Source organism: Amycolatopsis sp. NPDC026612, assembly GCF_040638285.1.
Taxonomy (GTDB): domain Bacteria; phylum Actinomycetota; class Actinomycetes; order Mycobacteriales; family Pseudonocardiaceae; genus Amycolatopsis.
Map to the genome: position 1 here is coordinate 1 of NZ_JBEZYB010000078.1, position 19,357 is coordinate 19,357.

Annotated in this window: 17 protein-coding genes; 2 read left to right on the forward strand and 15 right to left on the reverse strand. The window is 72.0% G+C overall.

The features are described from left to right. Positions 1-40: 40 nt before the first annotated feature. Positions 41-484, reverse strand: a complete 444-nt coding sequence (locus tag AB0F15_RS37810; RefSeq protein WP_360281358.1) for a DUF6294 family protein — start codon at positions 482-484, stop codon at positions 41-43. A 192-nt stretch (positions 485-676) separates the two neighbouring features. Here AB0F15_RS37810 and AB0F15_RS37815 point away from each other — a divergent pair, with 192 nt between their 5' ends. After that, positions 677-2,818, forward strand: coding sequence for an AfsR/SARP family transcriptional regulator (locus tag AB0F15_RS37815; RefSeq protein ID WP_360281360.1), 2,142 nt, complete (start codon positions 677-679; stop codon positions 2,816-2,818). On the opposite strand, the gene AB0F15_RS37820 is transcribed toward AB0F15_RS37815, so the two are convergent. The 5 genes from AB0F15_RS37820 to AB0F15_RS37840 all read right to left on the reverse strand — a co-directional run bounded on the left by AB0F15_RS37820 (position 2,805) and on the right by AB0F15_RS37840 (position 9,075). Further along, on the reverse strand, positions 2,805-3,164 hold the full coding sequence (locus tag AB0F15_RS37820; protein ID WP_360281362.1) for an STAS domain-containing protein: 360 nt from the start codon (positions 3,162-3,164) through the stop codon (positions 2,805-2,807). The two genes, AB0F15_RS37815 and AB0F15_RS37820, sit on opposite strands and share 14 nt — an antisense overlap. Before the next feature lie 98 nt (positions 3,165-3,262). After that, positions 3,263-6,157 carry a beta-galactosidase gene (locus tag AB0F15_RS37825; protein ID WP_360281364.1) on the reverse strand — a complete coding sequence of 965 codons (2,895 nt, stop codon included), beginning with the start codon at positions 6,155-6,157 and terminating at the stop codon, positions 3,263-3,265. A gap of 52 nt (positions 6,158-6,209) precedes the next feature. Further along, positions 6,210-7,196 carry an arabinan endo-1,5-alpha-L-arabinosidase gene (locus AB0F15_RS37830; protein ID WP_360281366.1) on the reverse strand — a complete coding sequence of 329 codons (987 nt, stop codon included), beginning with the start codon at positions 7,194-7,196 and terminating at the stop codon, positions 6,210-6,212. A 134-nt stretch (positions 7,197-7,330) separates the two neighbouring features. Next, positions 7,331-8,353: a pectinesterase family protein gene (locus AB0F15_RS37835; protein ID WP_360281368.1), complete on the reverse strand. Its 1,023-nt coding sequence runs from the start codon at positions 8,351-8,353 to the stop codon at positions 7,331-7,333. A 65-nt stretch (positions 8,354-8,418) separates the two neighbouring features. Then, positions 8,419-9,075, reverse strand: a complete 657-nt coding sequence (locus tag AB0F15_RS37840; RefSeq protein ID WP_360281370.1) for a pectate lyase — start codon at positions 9,073-9,075, stop codon at positions 8,419-8,421. Between AB0F15_RS37840 and AB0F15_RS37845 the strand changes: the two genes are divergently transcribed. Further along, a complete protein-coding gene (locus AB0F15_RS37845; RefSeq protein WP_360281372.1) occupies positions 9,053-9,343 on the forward strand; it encodes a hypothetical protein in 291 nt (96 codons plus the stop codon). The genes AB0F15_RS37840 and AB0F15_RS37845 overlap by 23 nt on opposite strands. A 173-nt stretch (positions 9,344-9,516) precedes the next feature. Here AB0F15_RS37845 and AB0F15_RS37850 read toward each other — a convergent pair whose 3' ends face one another. From AB0F15_RS37850 to AB0F15_RS37890, 9 genes are all read right to left on the reverse strand, one after another. Beyond that, positions 9,517-10,803: a pectate lyase gene (locus AB0F15_RS37850; protein WP_360281374.1), complete on the reverse strand. Its 1,287-nt coding sequence runs from the start codon at positions 10,801-10,803 to the stop codon at positions 9,517-9,519. Between the two features lie 10 nt (positions 10,804-10,813). Next, on the reverse strand, positions 10,814-11,755 hold the full coding sequence (locus AB0F15_RS37855; RefSeq protein ID WP_360281376.1) for a PmoA family protein: 942 nt from the start codon (positions 11,753-11,755) through the stop codon (positions 10,814-10,816). Continuing rightward, on the reverse strand, positions 11,752-12,984 hold the full coding sequence (locus AB0F15_RS37860; RefSeq protein ID WP_360281378.1) for a Gfo/Idh/MocA family oxidoreductase: 1,233 nt from the start codon (positions 12,982-12,984) through the stop codon (positions 11,752-11,754). Before AB0F15_RS37860 ends, AB0F15_RS37855 begins: the two co-directional genes overlap by 4 nt. Before the next feature lie 12 nt (positions 12,985-12,996). Further along, entirely contained in the window at positions 12,997-14,121 is a 1,125-nt protein-coding gene (locus tag AB0F15_RS37865; protein WP_360281380.1) for a Gfo/Idh/MocA family oxidoreductase, read from the reverse strand. Then, the gene (locus AB0F15_RS37870) at positions 14,118-14,726 is read right to left on the reverse strand and encodes a DUF624 domain-containing protein (protein ID WP_360281382.1); all 609 of its coding nucleotides are present in this window, start codon (positions 14,724-14,726) and stop codon (positions 14,118-14,120) included. Before AB0F15_RS37870 ends, AB0F15_RS37865 begins: the two co-directional genes overlap by 4 nt. Before the next feature lie 4 nt (positions 14,727-14,730). Continuing rightward, positions 14,731-15,576 carry a carbohydrate ABC transporter permease gene (locus AB0F15_RS37875; RefSeq protein WP_360281384.1) on the reverse strand — a complete coding sequence of 282 codons (846 nt, stop codon included), beginning with the start codon at positions 15,574-15,576 and terminating at the stop codon, positions 14,731-14,733. Next, the gene (locus tag AB0F15_RS37880) at positions 15,573-16,550 is read right to left on the reverse strand and encodes a sugar ABC transporter permease (protein WP_360281386.1); all 978 of its coding nucleotides are present in this window, start codon (positions 16,548-16,550) and stop codon (positions 15,573-15,575) included. The genes AB0F15_RS37875 and AB0F15_RS37880 overlap by 4 nt, the downstream gene beginning before the upstream one ends. A gap of 3 nt (positions 16,551-16,553) precedes the next feature. After that, a complete protein-coding gene (locus tag AB0F15_RS37885) occupies positions 16,554-17,846 on the reverse strand; it encodes an extracellular solute-binding protein (RefSeq protein WP_360281388.1) in 1,293 nt (430 codons plus the stop codon). Between the two features lie 210 nt (positions 17,847-18,056). Continuing rightward, positions 18,057-19,262 carry a Gfo/Idh/MocA family oxidoreductase gene (locus tag AB0F15_RS37890; RefSeq protein ID WP_360281390.1) on the reverse strand — a complete coding sequence of 402 codons (1,206 nt, stop codon included), beginning with the start codon at positions 19,260-19,262 and terminating at the stop codon, positions 18,057-18,059. Positions 19,263-19,357: the final 95 nt, after the last annotated feature.

Sequence of the window (19,357 nt, forward strand, 5' to 3'; positions counted from 1 at the left end):
GGGTCACGGTGCACCGTGACCCAGGGCGGCCCTCACCCCGTCAGCAGCTCGAGTGCTGGATGGTCTTGAAGATGTCGACCGCGCTGAACAGCGCCGCGTCGTAGGTGAAGTGCTTCGTCCAGAAATAGCGCGGCGGCGGGTTGCCGTCGTTCATCCGCGGGCTGTCGAACGTCCCCGCCGAGAACAGCTTCGTCCCGGCCGTGGTCTTGAAGTCGAAGCTGGAGTGCCAGACGTCACCGGAGTGGGTCTGGAAGGTCAGCGTCGTCGCGCTCCAGTCACCCGTGCCGTCCGAGCGGATCACCATGGTGCCGTTGTCCTGCTCGCAGTCGCCGGCGTGGAGCTGACCCCACGTCGCGCTCTTCACCTCGAGCACCGCCGCGCTGTGCGCCGGCGCCGCCTGGGCGGCCGGGGCGCCCATCAGCACCGCCGTCCCCGTCGCCGCGGCGGCGAGAACCGGTGCGAGACCCCGAATCGTGCGTTTCATGGACTTCCTCCCGAAGAACCGTTGGCCGCGGACCTCTCCGGTCCGCGCCAGGCGAGCCTCGCAGCGCTCGTCGACAATCCGTCGACAATCCGTCGACGGAAGTTCAATCGGGCGTCGGACGTATCCCGCGCGGCCCCCGCGCGCACCTGTACGCCGGAGCGCGCGGGATACCCGCGTCGCGGAGGGGCGGGCATGGGTGGGGTGGACGGCGTCGATCTCGGGGTGCTGGGACCGTTCGAAGTACGGCTCGACGGCGAGCCGCGGGACGTCGGCGGGCCGCGCCTGCGGACCCTGCTCGCGGTGCTGGCGGCGGAAGCGGGCCGCGTGGTCAGCGTCCCGGCGCTGGGCCGGGCGCTGTGGGGTGAGCAGGCGCCCGCCCACGCCGACCGCACCGTACGGACGTACCTCTCGCGGCTGCGCGGCACGGTGGCTCCGGAGGTGATCCTGACCCGGCCGCCGGGGTACGTCCTGCACCTGGCGCCGCAGGCCCTCGACGCCGCCCGGTTCGAACAGCTCGCCGCCGAGGGACGCCGGGCGCTGACCAGCGGGGAACCCGCCGCCGCGCGGGAACACCTGGGCAGCGCACTCGCCCTGTGGCGCGGCAACGCCGCCTACGAGGAGTTCGGCGGCGTGGAAACCCTGGCGGCCGAAGGGATGCGGCTCGACCGGGTGCGCCACAACGCCGTCCAGGACCGGATCGACGCCGACCTCGCGACCGGCGAAGACACCGGGCTGATCGCCGAACTGGAGGCGCTGACCGCCGCGTTCCCCGGCCACGAACGGCTGTGGGCGCAGCTGATGACGGCGCTCTACCGGGCCGGACGCCAAGGTGACGCGCTGGCCGCGTTCCGCCGGGCCCGGCACGGCCTGATCACCGCGTCCGGCGTGGAGCCGTCACCGGTGCTGACGCAGGTGCACCGCCGGGTGCTCGCCCACGACCCGGCGCTGCTCCCGGCCCGGACCGCGGCGGTGACGGTCGCGGTGGTGACCGCCCCGGACGAGGCGCTCGCCGCCGGCGAGCACGCCCTGCTCGAGGACGGCGACCTCCGGACCGCCCGCGAACACTTCGAAACCGCCTACACCCGGGCCGAGCGGGCCGGGGACGCCGGTGCGCTCGCCCGCGCCGCCCTCGGCCTCGGCGGGCTCTGGGTGCACGAGCACCGGACGGCCGCCGCGTCGGCTTCGCTGCTGACGCGCCTGCAGCACGCGCTGGAGCAGGTCGATCCCGGCACTTCGCTCGGCCACCGGCTCCAGACCCGCCTAGCGGCCGAACGCGACTACGAGGCAGGCACGCACGACCGGATCCTGGCGGCGACCGGACGGACGCGCGCGGCGGGCGACCCGGTCGCCCACGCCGAAGCGCTGAGCCTGGCCCACCACTGCCTGCTCGGCCCCGACCACGCCGGGCTGCGGCGCTCGCTCGCGACGGAGCTCGTCGGGGTGAGCGGCCGCTCGGGACGGCGCACCGACCTCGTGATGGGCGTGCTGTGGGACACCGTCGACCTCTTCCTCGCCGCCGACCCGCACGCCGAACGGCGGCTCGGCGAGCTCGAAGACCTCCTGGCGGCGCGAAAGCACCTGGCGGCGGGGTTCGTGGCCGACTCGCTCGGGGTCATGCTGGCCATCCGCGCCGGCCGCTTCCGCGAGGCCGAAACCGGGGCGCAGGCCTGCGCCGAGCTCGGGCAGGCCGCGGGCGACTTCGACGCGCTCGGCTGGTACGGCGCGCAGCTGGTGGCGATCCGGTGGTTCCAGGGGCGCCTCGGCGAACTCGTCCCGGTGCTGGACGGGCTGATGCACTCGCCGACGTTGAGCCCGATCGACAACTCGTACTACGCGGCGCTGGCCGTCGCGGCGGCCTCGGCCGGAGACCGCCGGACGGCCGCGGGCGCACTGGCGCGGCTGTGCGGCGACGACCTCGGGGCACTGCCGCGGTCGAGCAGCTGGCTGCTGTCCCTGAGCGGGGCCGCGGAAGCCGCCTACCTGCTGGACGACCGGGCCGCGGCGGCGCGCATCCACGAGCTGCTCGGCCCGTTCGCGCACCTGCCGGCGATGGCGAGCCTGGGCATCGCCTGCTTCGGCTCGGTCCACCACCCGCTGGGCACGACGGCGCTGGCGGCAGGCGATGCGGACCGGGCGGTCACGCACCTGCGGGCCGCCGTCCGGCACAACCTCGCCCTCGCGCACTGGCCGGCGGTGGTCTTTTCCCGCCGTCGGCACGCCGAAGCCCTGCTCCGCCGTGGGGGTCCGGGCGACCGCGCGGCCGCGGGCCGCGAGCTGGCCGCGGCCGACGAAGAAGCCCGGACGTTCGCCGAGCCGCCGGTCACCGGGCGATGAGCTGGTCCGGCCGGTCCGCCAGCCGGAACAGCGGGGCGACCGCGGCGAGGTTCAGTGCCCGCCGCACGACGACGGACGGCTTGAGCACCAGGTCGATGCCGGCGTCGGCGCAGCGAGCCCGCAGCCTGCCCAGCGAGGCCACCCCCGTGACGCCGCAGAAGCCGACCCCCAGCAGGTCGACGACCAGCCGCCCCGGCGCGGCGGCGACCGCCCGGTCGAGTTCCTCGTCGAGGCGCGGCCGGGTGGCCATGTCGATCTCGCCCGTGACCGTGACCCGCAGCGTCCCCGGCCGGGGCTCCGCGGTCGTCGCGGTCAGCAGCAGGGCGGACAGGTCGAGGGCGCTCATCGAAGGGCTCCTTCCCACGGGGTCAGCTGAAGTGATCACCTCTTACCCGGCCGCCGCCGGGACGAAACGCGGGAACGTCGTGGCCGGGCCGGGCCTGCTCACGGCCGCCGGCCCGGCGAGGCCACCGGCCGGACCGGGACGCCGCCCCGCGCCGAGCCCAGGTCGGTCAGTGCGACGCGTTCCAGGCCGTTGCCCGGGCCGCCGTCGCTGGTCACCGCCAGGGCGAGGGTGTTGCGGCCGTGCGAGTCGAGGATCCCGTCCGGCAGCACGAACGTGTGCTGCGGGCCGACGTCCCCGATGTACTGACCGACGTTCCAGCCGTTGAGGAAGACCAGCACCCGGTACCGGCCGCCGGAGCGGGGCTTCGCCGGGTCGCCGATCGTCAGGCCCACCGACGTGTCCTGTCCCCGGGGGATGCGCAGCGAGAACGTCGTGCGGTACCACGTCGTCCCGGGGTCGGCCGCCGCCGCGGGGACCGCCGCCGGAGCCCAGGCGCGGTCCGGGAAGCCGGGCAGGTGCCAGCCCGCGCGTTCGCCGGCGAGGCCGCCGCTGTTCAGCGGGCCGCGCACCGGATCGGCCGTCCCGCCCTGGATCTTCCACACCACCCCGGTCAGCGACGAGGAGATCAGCCCGCGGCCTTCCTTGTGCGCGTCGTTGACGCCACCGTCCTGGTTGTGGCCGTTGTTGCGTACCATCACCGAAAGCACGTGCGGGCCGTCGCCGCGCAGACCTTCGGGCACGGTCAACGCCGCGGTGCCGGTCGTCGGCGGCGCGGCCAGCGCGGAGGGCAGGACGTGCTCGCCGAGGTACTGCCCGTCCAGCCAGGCCTGCAGCATCCCGGCGCCCCCGCCGCCGTAGCGGAGGCTGATCTGCTCCCCCGGCGATCCGGTGAACCGCCCGCGGTACCAGACGTCGCCGGTGCCGAAGCCGTAGTCGTCGGCGGTCAGCACCGGCTGACCGGCCGGCGGCGGCGTGGTGCTGTGCGTCGTGGTGCGGTCCGCGGCCGGCCACGCGGAGTCGTCGTAGCCGGGCGCCGCCTCCGGGGAACCGGGTGCCGCGCGCCAGCCGGTGAGCTCGGGCAGCCGCGGGTCGGCCGGTCCGGGCAGCGGCCGGAAGGCGAGCAGGCTGCCCGACGCGGTGGGCCGCACCGGAACCGGGGTGCCGTTCCAGACCACCACCGGGCTGCGCGCACCCCACACCTCGAGGTCCCGCGGCGCCTTCGTGTCCCCGGTCAGCGCGGTCCAGAGGCCGCCGTGGGCCGTCCGCACCAGGTCCGGGCCGCGCACGAGCAGGCCGGAGACCGCCCAGAACGTGTCCGCGGTGGCGTCGTCGGCCAGCAGCAGCGTGACGGCCGGGCGGCCGCCACCGCTGATCCGGACCCGCGCGAGCCCGTCGTGGCGGTAGTTCAGGCGCAGGTCGGTCCCGGTCCAGGTCGTCGTGACGGTCCCGGAAAGGACGTCCACGCGCGGCCGCGTCGCGTACCGCAGCACCGTCTCGCCGTCCTCCCCCGGCCGGCCGTGCAGCAGCACGGTGCCGGCGGCCTGGGCCATCAGCTCCGACGTCGAGTACACCAGGTGCTGGCCCGCGACGTCGAAGTCCGCCACGAGGTACTTGGCGTCCTGGCCGTTCAGCCGGACCGGGACGGTGTAGTCACCGTCCGTTGTGGACAGCGGGAAGGTGAAGGTGTCGTCCGTCGTCGCGTTCGACGGGGAGTGCACCGGCAGGTAGAAGTGGACCCCGGTGTCCGGGTTGACGTTGTGGTAGACCTTCACCGCGGCCGACGACGGTGTCACGGGCGCCCCGTGGTCCATTTTGGCCAGATCCGGGACGGTGGCGAGGAAGGAACCCAGTTCCTTCATCGTCAAGGCCTTCGGCCGCAGCTGACGCCCTTCGTCGATCGCCGCACCGTAGTCGTAGGAGCTGTAGACCACCGGCGCCGGCAGCCGGCCCCACGACGTGCCGCCGAAGGTCATGTAGAAGTTCTGGATCGTGAGGCCGTTCGCCAGGTTGGTGCCGTAGAACACGCGCTCGTACCCGGGTCCCTGGCGGACGGCGGTGCACGGGTAGGTGCCGTTGCTGCCCCAGTAGTCGAACCAGCCGCCGCCGAACTCCGCGGTGAACCCCGGGGTGTTCGGGGACGCGCTCGCGCCGCCCTTCGCCCCGCCCGGCCCGTAGGTCCCCCAGTCCGGCGCGGAGTTCGGGTTGCCCGGCGTCGCGTCGGTCCGGCACGTGCCGCCGGGGTAGCCGTCGAAGGCGTAGAGGTCGACCTGGCCCGGCACGGTGCCCGGCACGCCGGAGTCCGGCGGCACCCAGATCCCGTTGCGCCCCTTGTCGTTGTGGAAGACCGGGACGGCAATGCCGTCGGCCCGCACCTTGTCGTGGAGGTGGGCGACGTAGTTGCGCTGCGCGGTCCCGGTGGCGGCCAGCTCGTTCTCGATCTGGTACAGGATCACGGACCCGCGGCCGTCGGTGTACTGGTGGCGCCCGATGATCCGGTCGATCTGCGTCAGCCACTCGTCGGCCGCGGCGAGGTAGTCGGGCGCGTCGCTGCGGGCCCGCCCGGCCTGGGTGTTGAGCCACGCCGGGAAGCCGCCGCCGGTGACCTCGGCGTTGATGTACGGCCCGGGCCGCGCGATGACGTACAGCCCCGCTTCGGCGGCCAAGTCGAGCACCTTGTCCATGTCGCGGACGCCGGTGAAGTCGTACACCCAGGGCGCGGGCGAGTGGTAGTTCCAGTCGAAGTAGATCGAGACCGCCGTGTAGCCGGTGGCCTTCATCTTCTGCAGCACGTCCCGCCACAGGTCCGGGCTCGGCAACCGGAACGGGTGGAACTCCCCCGACCAGACGACCTGGCGGCGGCCGTCCAGCATGAGCGAGTACTTGTCGAAAGTGACCTGGTGCTTCGCCGGCGCCGGTGCGACGGCGGACGCCGGTGCGGCACCGAGCCCGGTGGTCACGAGCAGAGCGAGCAGGAAGGGCAGGAACCGGCGCATGGACGAACTTTCCGATCGGGCGGCGTACAGGTCGTTATACACAAAGATTCCGTCAGTACACGTACGGCCAGCCGGCGCTGTCGTAGCCGATCAGGTTGATGCCGAGCTTGCCCGTCAGCGGCGTCGCGTCCGAGTAGTAGTAGTGGTAGACGAGCACGTCGGCGTCGGTGTCGTGCAGCACCGCCACGTGGCCGGGGCCGTGCACCGCGCCGTGGCTCGCCAGGATCTGCGTGCCGCCGCCGGCGGCCATCCGCACGCCATTGCGGTCGGTGTACGGGCCGGTGATCGACGTCGAGCGCCCGGCCATCACGCGGTAGGTGCTCTTCGTGCCCTGGCAGCACAGGTCCCACGAGACGAACAGGTAGTAGTAGCCGCCGTGCTGGATGATGTAGGGCGCTTCTTCGGCGGACGTGCTTCCGGTGCGCTGGGCGATGCCGCGCAGCGCGGTGTCGGTGGTGCTGCGCTTGCCGGTCGCCGGGTCGAGCCGGATCATCTTGATGCCGGTCCACCACGAGCCGAAGCTCAGCCACCAGCGGCCGGAGGAGTCGACGAACAGGTTGGGGTCGATCGCGTTGTAGTCGTTGCTCGTGCTCGTCTGCACGACGATGCCCTGGTTCGTCCAGCTGCCCGGCAGCCCGGTCGTGCTGGTGGCGAGGAAGATCGCCGAGTTGCGCGAGCCCAGCGACGAAGCGGCGTAGTACAGGTAGTACTTGCCGTTGTGGAACGAGATGTCCGGCGCCCACAGGTACTCCGGCTTGGCCGGGTCGGTGAAGGGCGCGGTCCACGGGGCGCCGTTCGGCCAGACCGAGCCGATCTTCGTGAAGTGGATCCGGTCGGTCGACCGGCGGATCTGCAGGTACTGGTCGGTGGAGTACAGCAGGTAGCTGCCGTCCGCCGCGCGGATCATCGACGGGTCGTGCACCGCCTCGATGTCCCCGGTGACGTAGCCGGGGTCCGGGTAGGTCGCGGCCTGCGCGGCGGGGGCGCTCAGCAGGGCGGCGGCGACGGCGGCGATGGCCGGGAGGCGGCGCAGGCTCATGGGTTTGTCCTCGGTTCGACGCTGATCCGGGCTGCTGTTAGCGCTAACAGCACCTGACGGTGCGATAGTTGACGGTCTCGTGGCGGACGTCAAGGGCCGGACGGAGGATGACCCCGGCCGGCCCGGCGACGTCGTCAGTGCACGGGGTTCCACCCGTCACTGCCCGCGAGGTACTTCTGCGCGGTGTAGTTCGCGGCCTGTGCGGCGGGCAGCTGCGGGCGGTCGGTGCCGGTTCCCGCACCCGGGCCGGTGTTGTGGTATTCGGAGAACCGGGCGTCCTTCCACGAGAAGCCGGACATGTCCGTCCACGGCGCCTGCTTGATCGCCGCCGGCAAGGAGGTCTCCCGGAACAGGACCTGCGCGATCGCGTCGACGTCCCCGCTCGGGTGCCACGGACGGCCCAGGTAGAAGCTCGCGTTCGCCGCCGAGCTGAGCACCTTGCTGGCGGTGATCAGGAAGCCGTACGGGTTCGACCGCCGGGTGCTGGCCGCGGTCAGGAAACCGTTGTTGGAGCTCGAGCCGCGGTCCAGCGCGGTGATCGTCGCCCGGTCGAACACCGCGGTGGCGCGGCCGAAGACGAAGTCGACGTCACCGCTGATGGAGCAGTTGCGGTAGTACTGGCGGCCGACCGTGCCGACGGCCGCGGTGTCGGCGTACAGGGTGTCCTGGTGGCCGAGGAAGGTCACGTTGTCGAAGACCATCCGGTCGCCGGTGGTCTTGACGGCGACGGCCTGCGTGTCGGTGATCTCCGGGTGGGCTTTGCGGTCGAAGGAGTTGCGGAAGGTCAGCGCGGTCGCGGTGAAGCCGTTGGCGGCGATCGTCGCGGTCGCGCTGCCCGAAGTGCCGTACGTCGAGCCGTCGGGTTTCTTCGTGCCGCTGGCGTTGTTGTAGTCGACGACGACGTCGGCGGCCTTGCCGGTGGTCCCGCGCAGCGTGATCCCGGTCTTGCTCGACGGCACGGTGATGACTTCGCGGTAGGTCCCGGGCTTGATCGAGAGCGTGCCGCCTGCCGAAACGGCGTTGATCCCGGCTTGCACAGTGGTGTAGTTCCCGGATCCGTCCTTGGCCACGACGACGTTCGCCGCCGCGGCTCCGGCGGCCGGGGCCGCCAGCGACGCACCGGCGAGCACCGACGCGACGAGCAGGGTCTTGAACATGACGCCTCCACGGGGAACGCGCCGGGGGCACCGGACGGCGGCCGGCACCCCCGACGCGGATCGGGTTACTTGTAGGTGATGTTGGCCGCGGTGTAGAGGCAGTTCGTCGAATCCGGGCCGCTGCCGATCTTCGTCGGCTCGCCGCTGGTCACGCCCTTGTACTTGGTGCAGGGCTCGATCTTGCGGCTCGTGTCTCCGACGATGGTGATCCTCGTCAGCTTCGCGGTGTCGCCGTAGTTGGTGTTGATGCCGACCAGTGCCTTGCCGGGCACGGTGGCGGTGACGTTGTCGATGACGACGTTGCGCTTGTACTGCGTCTTGCAGTTGCCGCAGGAGCGGTACAGCTTCCCGAAGTCGTTGACCTGGAAGTTCCGGATGTACATCGTGCCGGGACCGTTGTGCTGGAAGACCTTGTCCGCCGCCTTGCGCGCGCCGCCGCCGTCGATGGTCATCGTCTGCGAGGCGGAGGTGCCCTTGAAGGTCGCGGCGTCCTCGCCGACGTCCTCCCACCAGACGTTGAGCAGCGTGCAGGTGCCGAGGCAGTGCACGCCGTCGGCGGCCGGGCTGCCGAGGACGACGTTCTTCAGGGTGGCGCCGTTGGACAGCTCGAAGATCGGGCTCTGGTTCTCGCTCTGGCCGCCGGTGCCGAGGTCGCCGGTGCCGTAGAACCGCTTGAGGCCGCCGTCGTAGGTGCCGCTGGTGACCTTGATCGTCTTCGGCACCGGCACGTTGGTGCTCGGGTTCGGCCAGGAGGCGGCCGACGCGGTCGCGCCGGTGCCGGCCGCCGCCGAAACCACGAGCGCGGCGACCGCCGCCACCCGGACGATCCGCGTCACCGATCCGGCCGAAAGCAGGCGGACACGGCCAGGAGCCGGCCTGCTCACCCGGACCCTCTCCGCCGTGACTGCCGGTCGGATTGGCGACAATCGGCACAGTATCGCTGGGGAAATCATTCGTCACTCCCTGGTCTTGAGCTTCAATCGGCGCTGATGGAAAACGTCCGACCGGGTTGTGAAAGCGCTTTCTCGTCCCCGAGTTTCGGGTTCGGGCCGTGGCGTGTCAATGTCGTTCGCCGCAGCGCCACCCATGTCGCCCGGATGGTCGCCAGCGGCGTCCGTTTTCAGAAAACGCCGAAAGTGTCGAAACCGCGAACGTGCCGAAAATCAACGGCCGGGACCGGCACCCGTCAGCACCAGCGCGGGGACGGCCCACGCCGGGTCGAGGCGCTCGACCAGGCTCGGCGTCCACCCCACGTCCGTACCGAGGTCCGGGTCGTTGGCCGCGTTGTACTCGGCCACCAGGTCGACCGGGCGGGGCCACGCCGGGCCTTGCGCGACGAGCGTGCCGGTCGCGTGCAGCACCGTCCCCTTCCAGTAGTGCACCAGCTGCCCCAGCGGCAAGCCGGCCGGGATGCGGAAGAAGTTGTTCTCCGCGTAGATCCGGGACTGCACGCCGACCCCCAGCGAGTACGTGTAGGCGGCCGGATCTTCGACCAGGTACAGGTTGTCGTAGACGTGCACCTGGCCGTAGCGCACGCGCGGCGCGCGCTGCCCGATTTCGGAGAACAGGTTGTGGTGCAAGGTGACCCGCAGCTTGCCGACGTCATAGGTGGGCTTGTCGGTGTTGCCGATCAGCATGGTCTTGTCGTGGTCCAGCAGCCGGTTGTAGGACACCGTGACCAGGTCCGAGCCGTTCACGATGTCGAGCAGCCCGTCGTGGACCTCGTACTTGCGGCCGAAGTACGAGGGCTGCCGGTCGTTCCCGCCGTCGCTGAACTCGTTGTGGTCCACCCAGACGTGCGTCGCGCCGGCCAGGTCGACGTTGTCGTACTCGGAGTTCCAGTTGCCGTCGGCGGTGTCGAGGGGATCCCACTGCGGGAAGCAGTCGTGGGCGTCGGCCGAGTGCAGGTTCCGCAGGATCACGTTGTCGCCGGTGATGCGCAGGGTGAGCCCGTGCAGCGTGGCCTGGTCACCGAGCCCGACGATCGTCGTGTTCGCGCCGACGTCGAGCACGACCTGCTTGGCCTGGTTCGCCTGCGACCGCGCGCGGGCCTCTTCGAGCGGCCCCGACGGCGGTACCCGCCCCCAGGTGGCGGGGTCGTACGCCGCCAGGTACGCCGGGAGGCTGTACGCCGGGTCGGCGAAGCCTTCGCAGCTCACCGGCCGGTCGGCGGCGTCGACGTTGCCCTCGATCGTGCCGCGGACGTAGACGATCTTCGGCGCGCCCGGGTGCGCCGCCAAGGCCGCGGCCAGCTCCGATCGCTTGGTCACCGTGTACACGTCCCCGGGGGCCGCGGCCGCGCCGCCGGTCGTCCCGGTGGTCGCCGCGGCCCAGCCGTCGTGCGCGCCGAGCACGACCCGCCCGGGGTCGCGGCCGTGGGCCTGGGCGGGTGCGGCGGTGAGCGTCAGACCGAGCAGGGCCAAGCACCCCGCGAAAGCCTTCCAGCGCATTTCGGCTCCTCTAGTCGGTGTCCTGTCTCATGAGCACGCGGGCCGCGTGCCGGGCGAGCCCGGCCGCGTCCGGGGCGCCGTCGATGACGACGACGTGGTGGGTCAGCGTCAGCTCCCCGCCCGGTTCGAACAGCCACGGCCGGTGGTAGGTCGCGGCGAAACTGACCACGGGGAACGGCTCGGCGCGGACGTACCAGGCCGTCGGGTGGGCGCTGTTCGCCGGGCTGTCGGCGAACAGCAGCGTCGAGGTCCGCAGGCTCTCGTCGTGCTGCCCGGTGAAGGCCAGCCACGGCGCCCGGTGCCCCATCGCGTCGGCCGCGGACTTCCCGTCCGACGTCCGGACCGTGCCGCCGACGAACGAGCGCGGCCCGCGCCAGAACAGCCCGCCGTAGCCGGCGGTGTCCCGGCCTTCGGTCACCGGGCTCCCCCAGCGCAGTTCGTGGCCGCTGGTGTTGCGCAGCCGGCTGGACCAGGTGAGCGTCCAGTGCCCGTCGTCGAGCGAGACGTCGCCGAAGCGGAGCGTGCGGTGCTCGGTGAGCCAGCGCCGACCGTCCGCGGTGCGCCAGGCGAGCTCGTGCCGCAGTTCGCAGTGCCCGCCCGTGTCGTCGATGCCTTCCCAGCGGACGTGGCCGATGGTGCCGTTGTTGTCGAGCGGGGTGTAGCCGCGGCCGCGCACGTAGGTGCGGCCGCCCCAGAAGTTCTCGCCCGACAGGTGGGCCATGGTGAACTGCAGGCCGTTGTGCCAGGTGTGGTCGTGCGGCCGGACCGCGGTCACGACCTCCCCCGCCGTGGTGCGCAGCGGGTGCAGGTACGGCTTCGGCGAGTCCACGGCCGGGGTCGGCGGCTCGACGACGTACTCGGCCAGGACGACGCCGCCGAAGCGCACCCGCACCCGGCCGTCGTCCTCTTCGGCCGCCTCCGGCGTCCCGTCCCCCACTGCCGCCCGGCTCACGCCGGTTCCCCGATCTCCCCCAGCAGCTCATCGACGGACACCGGGCGGCCGGTGGCCAGTGACCGGTTCGCGGCCAGCCCGGTGAGCAGCGCCTGCAGGCCGGCGTCGTGGTCGGCCGCGCAGCCGAGCGGGTCCGGTTCGGCGTCGCCGAGCAGCTCGGCGAGCATCCGCTCGTCCCCGCCGCCGTGCCCCTCGCCGAGGAGTCCATCGAACACGGCTTCCGGCGGTTCCCAGTGCCGTTGCACGGTCAGCCGGGCCCGCGCCCGCTTCGGCACCGGCTCGGCGCCGGACGCGTACTCGTTCTCCCGGACGTCCAGCTCCAGCCGGCCTTCGCTGCCGGAGAACGCGACGCGGTAGCCCTCCCGCGGCGAATACGCGTGCAGGTGGTAGTTCAGCACCGCCCCGCCGTGGTGGCGCACGAGCACCGACAGGTCGTCTTCGATGGTGACGCCGGGCGCGAACACGTCCTGGTTCCGGACGTACCCGTCTTCCCGCTCGGCGTCACCGTAGAGCGCGCGCAGCTTGGGTGAGGTTTCGAGGTCCAGCGCGAACCGGTCGCCGTCGCTGCGGTGGCGGCGGCCGTTCTCGTCGCCGTAGAAGAACAGCCGGCCGAGCGCGAACACCGTCTCGGGGCCGCGGCCGAGCCACCAGTTGACGAGGTCGAAGTGGTGGCCGGACTTGTGCACGAGCAGCCCGCCGGAGTTCGCCTTGTCCCGGTGCCAGCGGCGGAAGTAGTCGGCGCCGTGCGCGGTGTCGAGCAGCCAGCTGAACTCGACCGAGCCGATCTCCCCGATCGCGCCGCCGGCCAGCAGCTCCCGCACCCGGCGGTGGACCGGGTTGTACCGGTAGTTGAAGGCGACGCGCACCGAGCGTCCCGTCGCGCGCCGGGCGGCCAGGATCCGCCGCGCGCCTTCGACGTCGGTCGTCATGGGCTTTTCCGTGACGACGTCACAGCCGGCCTCCAGCGCGGCGACGACGTACTCGGCGTGCGTGTGGTCCGGGGTGCACACCACGACGACGTCGATGCGCTCCTTCGCCAGCATCGCGGCGAAGTCCGCCGGCCGGTAACCCGGCACGGACGCGCCGAGCCAGTCGTTGTGGACCCGCATCCGGGTTTCGTTGGGGTCGCAGAAGGCCGCGAGCTCGGCCCGCGGGGACGCGGCCAGTGCCCGGGTGAACAACTGGGCCCGCGAGCCCAGGCCGACGATCGCGTGGCGACGCACCGCCATCACCTCTTTCGTTCAGGCGCGCGTACCGGCGCCGGTCCAGGGCAGGGCGAGTTCCGAGAAGAGCGCGAGCCGCTCGGCCGCGGTGTCGACGTCGCGGTCGACGCCCGGCACGACGAAGTGCCGTTCGGGTCCGGTGCCCACGGCCTGGGCCCATTCGGCGGGCAGCGGCAGCGGTTCCGGCGCGTCGCGGACCGCCTCCACCAGCGCGGTGAACGCGCGAGTGGCGGCCAGCGGGGCCCGCAGCGGCTCGCCGTCGCGGAGGTGTGCGACGAGGTTGGCCAGCAGGTCCCGGGGCGGGGAGATCGGGAGCTGCCGGTCGTCGATGGTGACCAGGTCCGTCTTGTAGTGCCAGCGGATCCGGCCTTCCGTACCGTGGACCAGCACGTACGGCTCGTGGTCGGCCTCGGCGTCGAGCGTGGCCGCGACGACGACGTCCGGCGCCCCGGCGAAGGTCAGCCGCGCGCAGGCCGTGTCGTCCGACTCGATGTCCCTGGCCCGGTACAGCTCCACGGCGATCCGCTCCGGCAGGACCTCGGCGGTGCCGTTGACCAGCAGGGCGGTCGCCACGGCGTGGGCGAAGGGGTTGGTCAGTGCCCCGTCCACCACCGGCTGCCCGCCGACGCGGCGGCGGCCCGCCCACTCGGCGCGCGCGAAGTACCGGTCCCGCCGGATCCAGGCTCCGGCGGCGGCGATCCCGGTGACCGTGCCGATCTCGCCGTTCTCGATCGCCGACCGCACGACCGGGACCGCGGCGGAGCCGAAGCTCTGGAACCCGGTCTGGCAGGCCCGGCCGCGGGCCAGCTCCGCCAGTTCACCGAACGCCGCGAGGTCGAGCACCGGCGGTTTCTCGACGAGCAGGTGACAGCCCGCGGTGAGCGCGAGTTTCGCCAGGGGCAGGTGCGTGTGCGGCGGGGTCGCCACCACGGCGATGTCCGGGGTCGTGCGGGCCAGGAGGCCGGCCGCGTCCCGGGTGATCACCGCACCCTCGGGCAGCAGCGCGCGCGCCTCCGCCGGCGGCTCCCGGATGTCGCACGCCCCGGCGAGGACGAGCTCGCCGCGGTCGTGCAGCGCGCGGGCGCGGCGCAGGTGCTGGCCGGCGTAGCCGGCCGTGCCGAAGACGACCACCACCGGCCTCATCGGCGGCCGCCGGTCGCCACCGCGGCCAGGGCGAGGGGTCCGGCCACCACGAACGCCAGGATCGGCAGCATCCACACGAGCACCGCCGAGAGGCCGATGGCGACGGCCAGGAGCAGCCCGCGTCCCGGCGCCGCGGCGGTTTCCCGCGCCGCCAGCACCAGCGCCCGGCGCCAGGCCGGACCGGCCGCGGTGGCCGGTGCTTCGGACCCAGCCGGGCCGCCGGTGGCCACGACCTCGCAAGTCCGCACGGCGACCACCACACCCGCCACCGCCAGCAGCCACAACGCCGGCCGCAGCACGCCGGCGCCCGGCATCGAGGCCACCACCTCCAGGTCCACCGCGAACAGCACCACCGCCGCGAGGCAGCCGAGCCCGAACGGCACTCCGCCGCGGGCGGCTTCCCGGAAGTCGGCCCAGAACGTCGTCCACAGTGGACGGCTGAGGTCGTGCCGGACCCGGTCGAGGACCCGGCAGCCCGCCACGAACGCGGGGACCGCGGTCACCACCGGCACCGACGCCAGCGCGACGAGCAGCCCGGCCAGCAGGCAGTCCGAGAACTCGCCCAGCCCGGCGCGCCAGGTCGTCCGCACGGTTGCGGTGCGCATCACTTCACCCCTTCAGGCCACTGGTGCTGACGCCTTCGACCAGCAGGCGCTGGAAGGCGAGGAAGAACAGCACGATCGGGACGAGCGCGAGCGCGGACATCGCGAACATCGCGCCGAAGTTCGACTCGCTGCTGGTGTCCACGAACAGCCGCAGGCCGAGCGGCACGGTGAACTTCTCCGTGTCGTTCAGGTACACCATCTGCGTGAAGAAGTCGTTCCACGTCCAGATGAACGTGAAGATCGACGTCGTGACCAGCGCCGGTTTCGACAGCGGCAGCACGACGTGCCAGAACGTCCGGTACACCGAGCAGCCGTCGATGATCGCCGCCTCGTCGAGCTCGCGCGGGATCCCCCGCATGAACTGGACGATGAGGAACACGAAGAACGCCTCGGTGGCCAGCAGCTTCGGCAGGATCAGCGGGACGAACGTGTTGACCAGGCCGGCCTGCTGGAAGATCACGTACTGCGGGATCAGCGTGACGTGGTAGGGCAGCATCAACGTCGTGATCATGAACGCGAACAGCGCGCCCCGGAACCGGAACTTCAGCCGGGCGAAGGCGAACGCGGCCAGCGAGCAGGACAGCACGTTCGCTGCCACCGACAACCCGGCCACGAGGAACGAGTTGAGGAAGAAGCGGCCGAACCCGACGTCCGCCGCTCCCTCCCAGCCCTTCGTGTAGCCGTCGAAGACGAACCGGGTCGGCAGCAGCGCCAGCCGGGACAGGATCTCGTCCGGCGGCTTGACCGACGCGAAGGCCAGCCACACCAGCGGGTACAGCACCACGGCGACGATGACGAGACACAGCACGTGCCAGCCGAACGACCGCGCCGTGCGGGGCGATACGGTCATTTGCTGTCCCCTGCGTCGTCGTAGAACACCCACAGCTTCGCGGTCCGGAACACGATCGCCGTCACGATGGCGATCACGACCAGCAGCACCCACGCCATCGCCGACGCGTAGCCCATCCGGAAGTCCTGGAAGCCGACCTCGAACAGGTAGAGCGTGTAGAACAGGTCCGCGTCGGCCGGCCCGCCGCGGCCGCCGCCGATGACGAACGCCGGGGTGAACGCCTGGAAGGCGTGGATCGCCTCCATCACCAGGTTGAAGAAGATCACCGGCGACAGCATGGGCAGCGTGATGTGCCGGAACCGGCGGAACGCGCCCGCGCCGTCGATGGCGGCCGCCTCGTGCAGCTCCGCCGGGATCTGCTTGAGCCCGGCCAGGAAGATCACCATCGGCGCGCCGAACTGCCACACCCCCAGCAGCACGATCGAGGCCAGGCTGAACTTCGGGTCGTCGACCCAGCTCGGGGTGTGCCAGCCGAAGAACGCCAGCACCTCGTTCACCGGGCCGCCGCCCATGAACAGCGCCCGCCACACCAGCGCCGCCGCGACACTCGCCCCCAGCAGCGAGGGCGCGTAGAACGCGGCCCGGTAGAAGCCGTTCGCCCCGCGGCGGGTGTTCAGCAGCATCGCCACCAGCAGTGACACCGTCAGCTTCAGCGGCACCGACACCAGCACGTAGATCAGGGTGACCTTCACCGACTGCAGGTAGCGGTCGTCGCCGGTGAACATGTGCGTGAAGTTGCCGAAGCCCACCCACTTCGGCGCCGTGAACATGTCGTAGTCGGTGAACGACAGGTACAGCGAGACCACCATCGGACCGACGGTCAGCGCCACCGCGCCGAGCAGCCAGGGGGTGAGGAAGGCGAACGCCTCCGGCTGGCTCTTGCGGCGGCGCCCGGCGGGCCGGTCCCGGCGCCGGACACGCGTGGCCGACGCCGGGGGCGCGACCGGCGGGTCCGGCGTGCGCAGGGTCGTCATCGGCTAGGACAGTCCCTTCTGCGCTTCGGTCATGAACCGGTTGACCGCGTCGTCGATGCTCATCCGGCCGAACGCGACTTCTTCGTACGTGCGCTGGAGGAGCTTCTGGATCGCGCCGGCACCCTTCGGCGGCACCGGCGGCGCGGCCCCGAGCTTCGGTTCGAGTCCGGCTTCGTAGTCGTAGAGGGTCTTGTCGTTGCCGGTCGCGCCGGCCGCCAGCTGCGCGCGGACCTTGAGGTTCGGCGCGAGGCCGCGGTCCGTGCCGACGATCTTGCCGACCTCGGGGTCGTTGACCAGGAAGTCCACCAGCTTCGCCGCCGCTTCCTGCTGCTGGCTGCGCGCGGAGACCGCGAGGAACATCGACGGCCGCCGGTACTGCCCGGTTTCGCCGTTCGCCCCGCTCGGGTACGGCGCCACGTTCAGCGGCTTGCCGTTCGCCTTCTGGTAGGCGGGCAGCAGGTTGTCGTAGGCGAACTCCGAGCTGGTCAGCTTCTTGCCCAGCGGGGCCTGCTCGGGCGAAGTGTTGTAGGACGCCGTGACGTCGGCGGGCGAGGCGGCCTTGGTGTCGCGGAACTTGCTCGCCAGCTGCCAGTAGCCACGCAGGTCGTCGGCGGTGAAGCCGAGCTTGCCCTCGGGGGTGTAGAACTGCTTTCCCTGCTGGCGCAGCCAGATCTCCAGCGTCGTGTCGAGGATGCCGAAGTCGGTGACCCCGCGCGCCGAGCCCGCCGTGCCGACCTTCTGGGCGACCTCGGCGAACCGGTCCCAGGTCATCCCCTTCGCCGGGTCGCCGCCGGCCGCCGTGAACGCCGCCGGGTCGTAGATCATCGCCGGGGTGTTCTGCGCCCACGGCACGGCGTAGCGCTTGCCCTGGTAGACCCCGGTGGCCGCCAGTTCGGGATTGATGTCGGCGAGCGAGATCGCCTTGCCCGCGCTGGAGTTCAGGTCGGCCAGGACGTTGCGGCCGCCGTATTCGGCCAGGTAGCGGCTGTCGACGTTGAGCACGTCCGGCGGCTTGCCCCCGGCCGTCTGCGTCGCCAGCTTCTCCCAGTAGGCCGCGTACGCCGAGAACGACGTCTGCACCTTGATCTTCGGGTTCTTCTGCTGGAACAGCTCGACGGCCTTCTTCGTCAGGCTCGCCCGCCCTTCACTGCCCCACCAGACGAAATTGATGGTCACGTCGCCGTTGCCGCCGGAGTCCGAGCCGCAGGCGGCCACCCCCGTCAGCAGCAACGGGACCACCACGGCCAGCGCGGCGACTCCGCGCCCCTTGGTCCTACGCTCAGTTCTCCGACCCATCGAGCTCTCCGTCCTCAGCCGGTCAGCACTTTTCTGAAAACGCTGTCAGCGGGCTCACGGTAGGCAGTGCGCCGCATCGGTGTCAACGGGCAAATGGCGGCAATACACCTTGTGTACCAACGTTTTTGCTGTTCAACGGACATGCTGAGAAAGCGCTTACAGCAACGGCGGGTGAAAACCGGCTGCCAGCGCTGGTGCGCACCGGCCGGGTTATCCGGTGCGTTCGGCGGTCACCGCTGCCGGGCCGCCACCCGGCCGTCGCGAGGCACTCGCCCACGGGACGCCGATCTCGGAGAACAGCGCCAGCCGGTCCGCGGCGACGGCGACCTCTTCGCCGATCCCCCGCACGACCGGGTGCCGGCTCGCCCCCTCGCCGACGGTCCGGATCCAGCCCGCCGGGATCCGCGACGGCGACGGCGCGTCCCGCACCGCTTCGACCACCGAGGCGAAGGCGCGGGTGCCGGACAGCGGCGCGAGCAGCGGCACGCCGTCCGGGTCGAGGTGGTGGGCGATGAGGTTGCGCAGCAGGTCGGCCGGGTCGCCGAGGTGGACCCGCTCGTCGTCGATCTCCAGGCGGTGGCTCTTGTACCAGAACTTCGCGCGCCCCCGCTCGCCGTGCACCACGACGTAGGGCTCGTGGTCCTGTTCGGCGCACAGCGAAGCGGCGACGACGATCTCGGGCCCGTCGCCGAACCGGATGCGCAGGCAGGCGGTGTCGTCGGCCTCGATGTCCCGGGTGCCGTAGAGCTCGAGGGCGATCTCCGCCGGGTCGCGCCCGGCGACCCCGCCGACGAGCAGGGCGGTGGCCACCGCGTGGGAGAACGGGTTGGTCAGTGCGCCGTCGACGACGGCCTCGCCGTCGAGCCACCGGCGGCCGGCCCACGGGTTGCGGCGGTAGTAGGCGTCGGTGCGGATCCACGCCCCGGCCGCGCCGATCCCCGTCACCTTCCCGAGCTTCCCGGCGTCGATCGCCGCCTCCAGCACGGGCAGCACCGGGGAGCCGAAGCTCTGGAACCCGGTCTGGCAGGCCGATCCGGTCTCCGCAGCCAGCCGGGACAGCGTGGTGAAGCCGTCGAGGTCGAGCACCGGCGGGGTCTCCAGCAGCAGGTCGCTGCCCGCCCGCAGCACCGCGGCGCCGGTCTGGACGTGCGCGTGCGGCGGGGTCGCGACCACGGTGATGTCCGGGCGGCAGCGGCGGAGCAGGTCATCGACGCCGGCGTGCGCGGTGGCCCCTGGCGGCAGCAGCGCGATCGCGGCCGCCGACGGGGGCCGGATGTCGGCCATGCCGGCGAACCGGACCAGGCCCTCGTCGTGGAGGATCCGCGCGCGATGGAGGTAGCTGAACGCGTAACCGGACGTGCCGACGACCGCCAGCCTCGGCGGGTCCGCGACGGTGCGGCTCCGGCTCCCCGACATGGATCTCCGATCGGCGGGACCCGGTGCGGGCCGCGCGGAACTGACGAATGGGTCAGGAGTTCGGGAGAAACTTCCGGTCGTCACCGTAGGGTGTC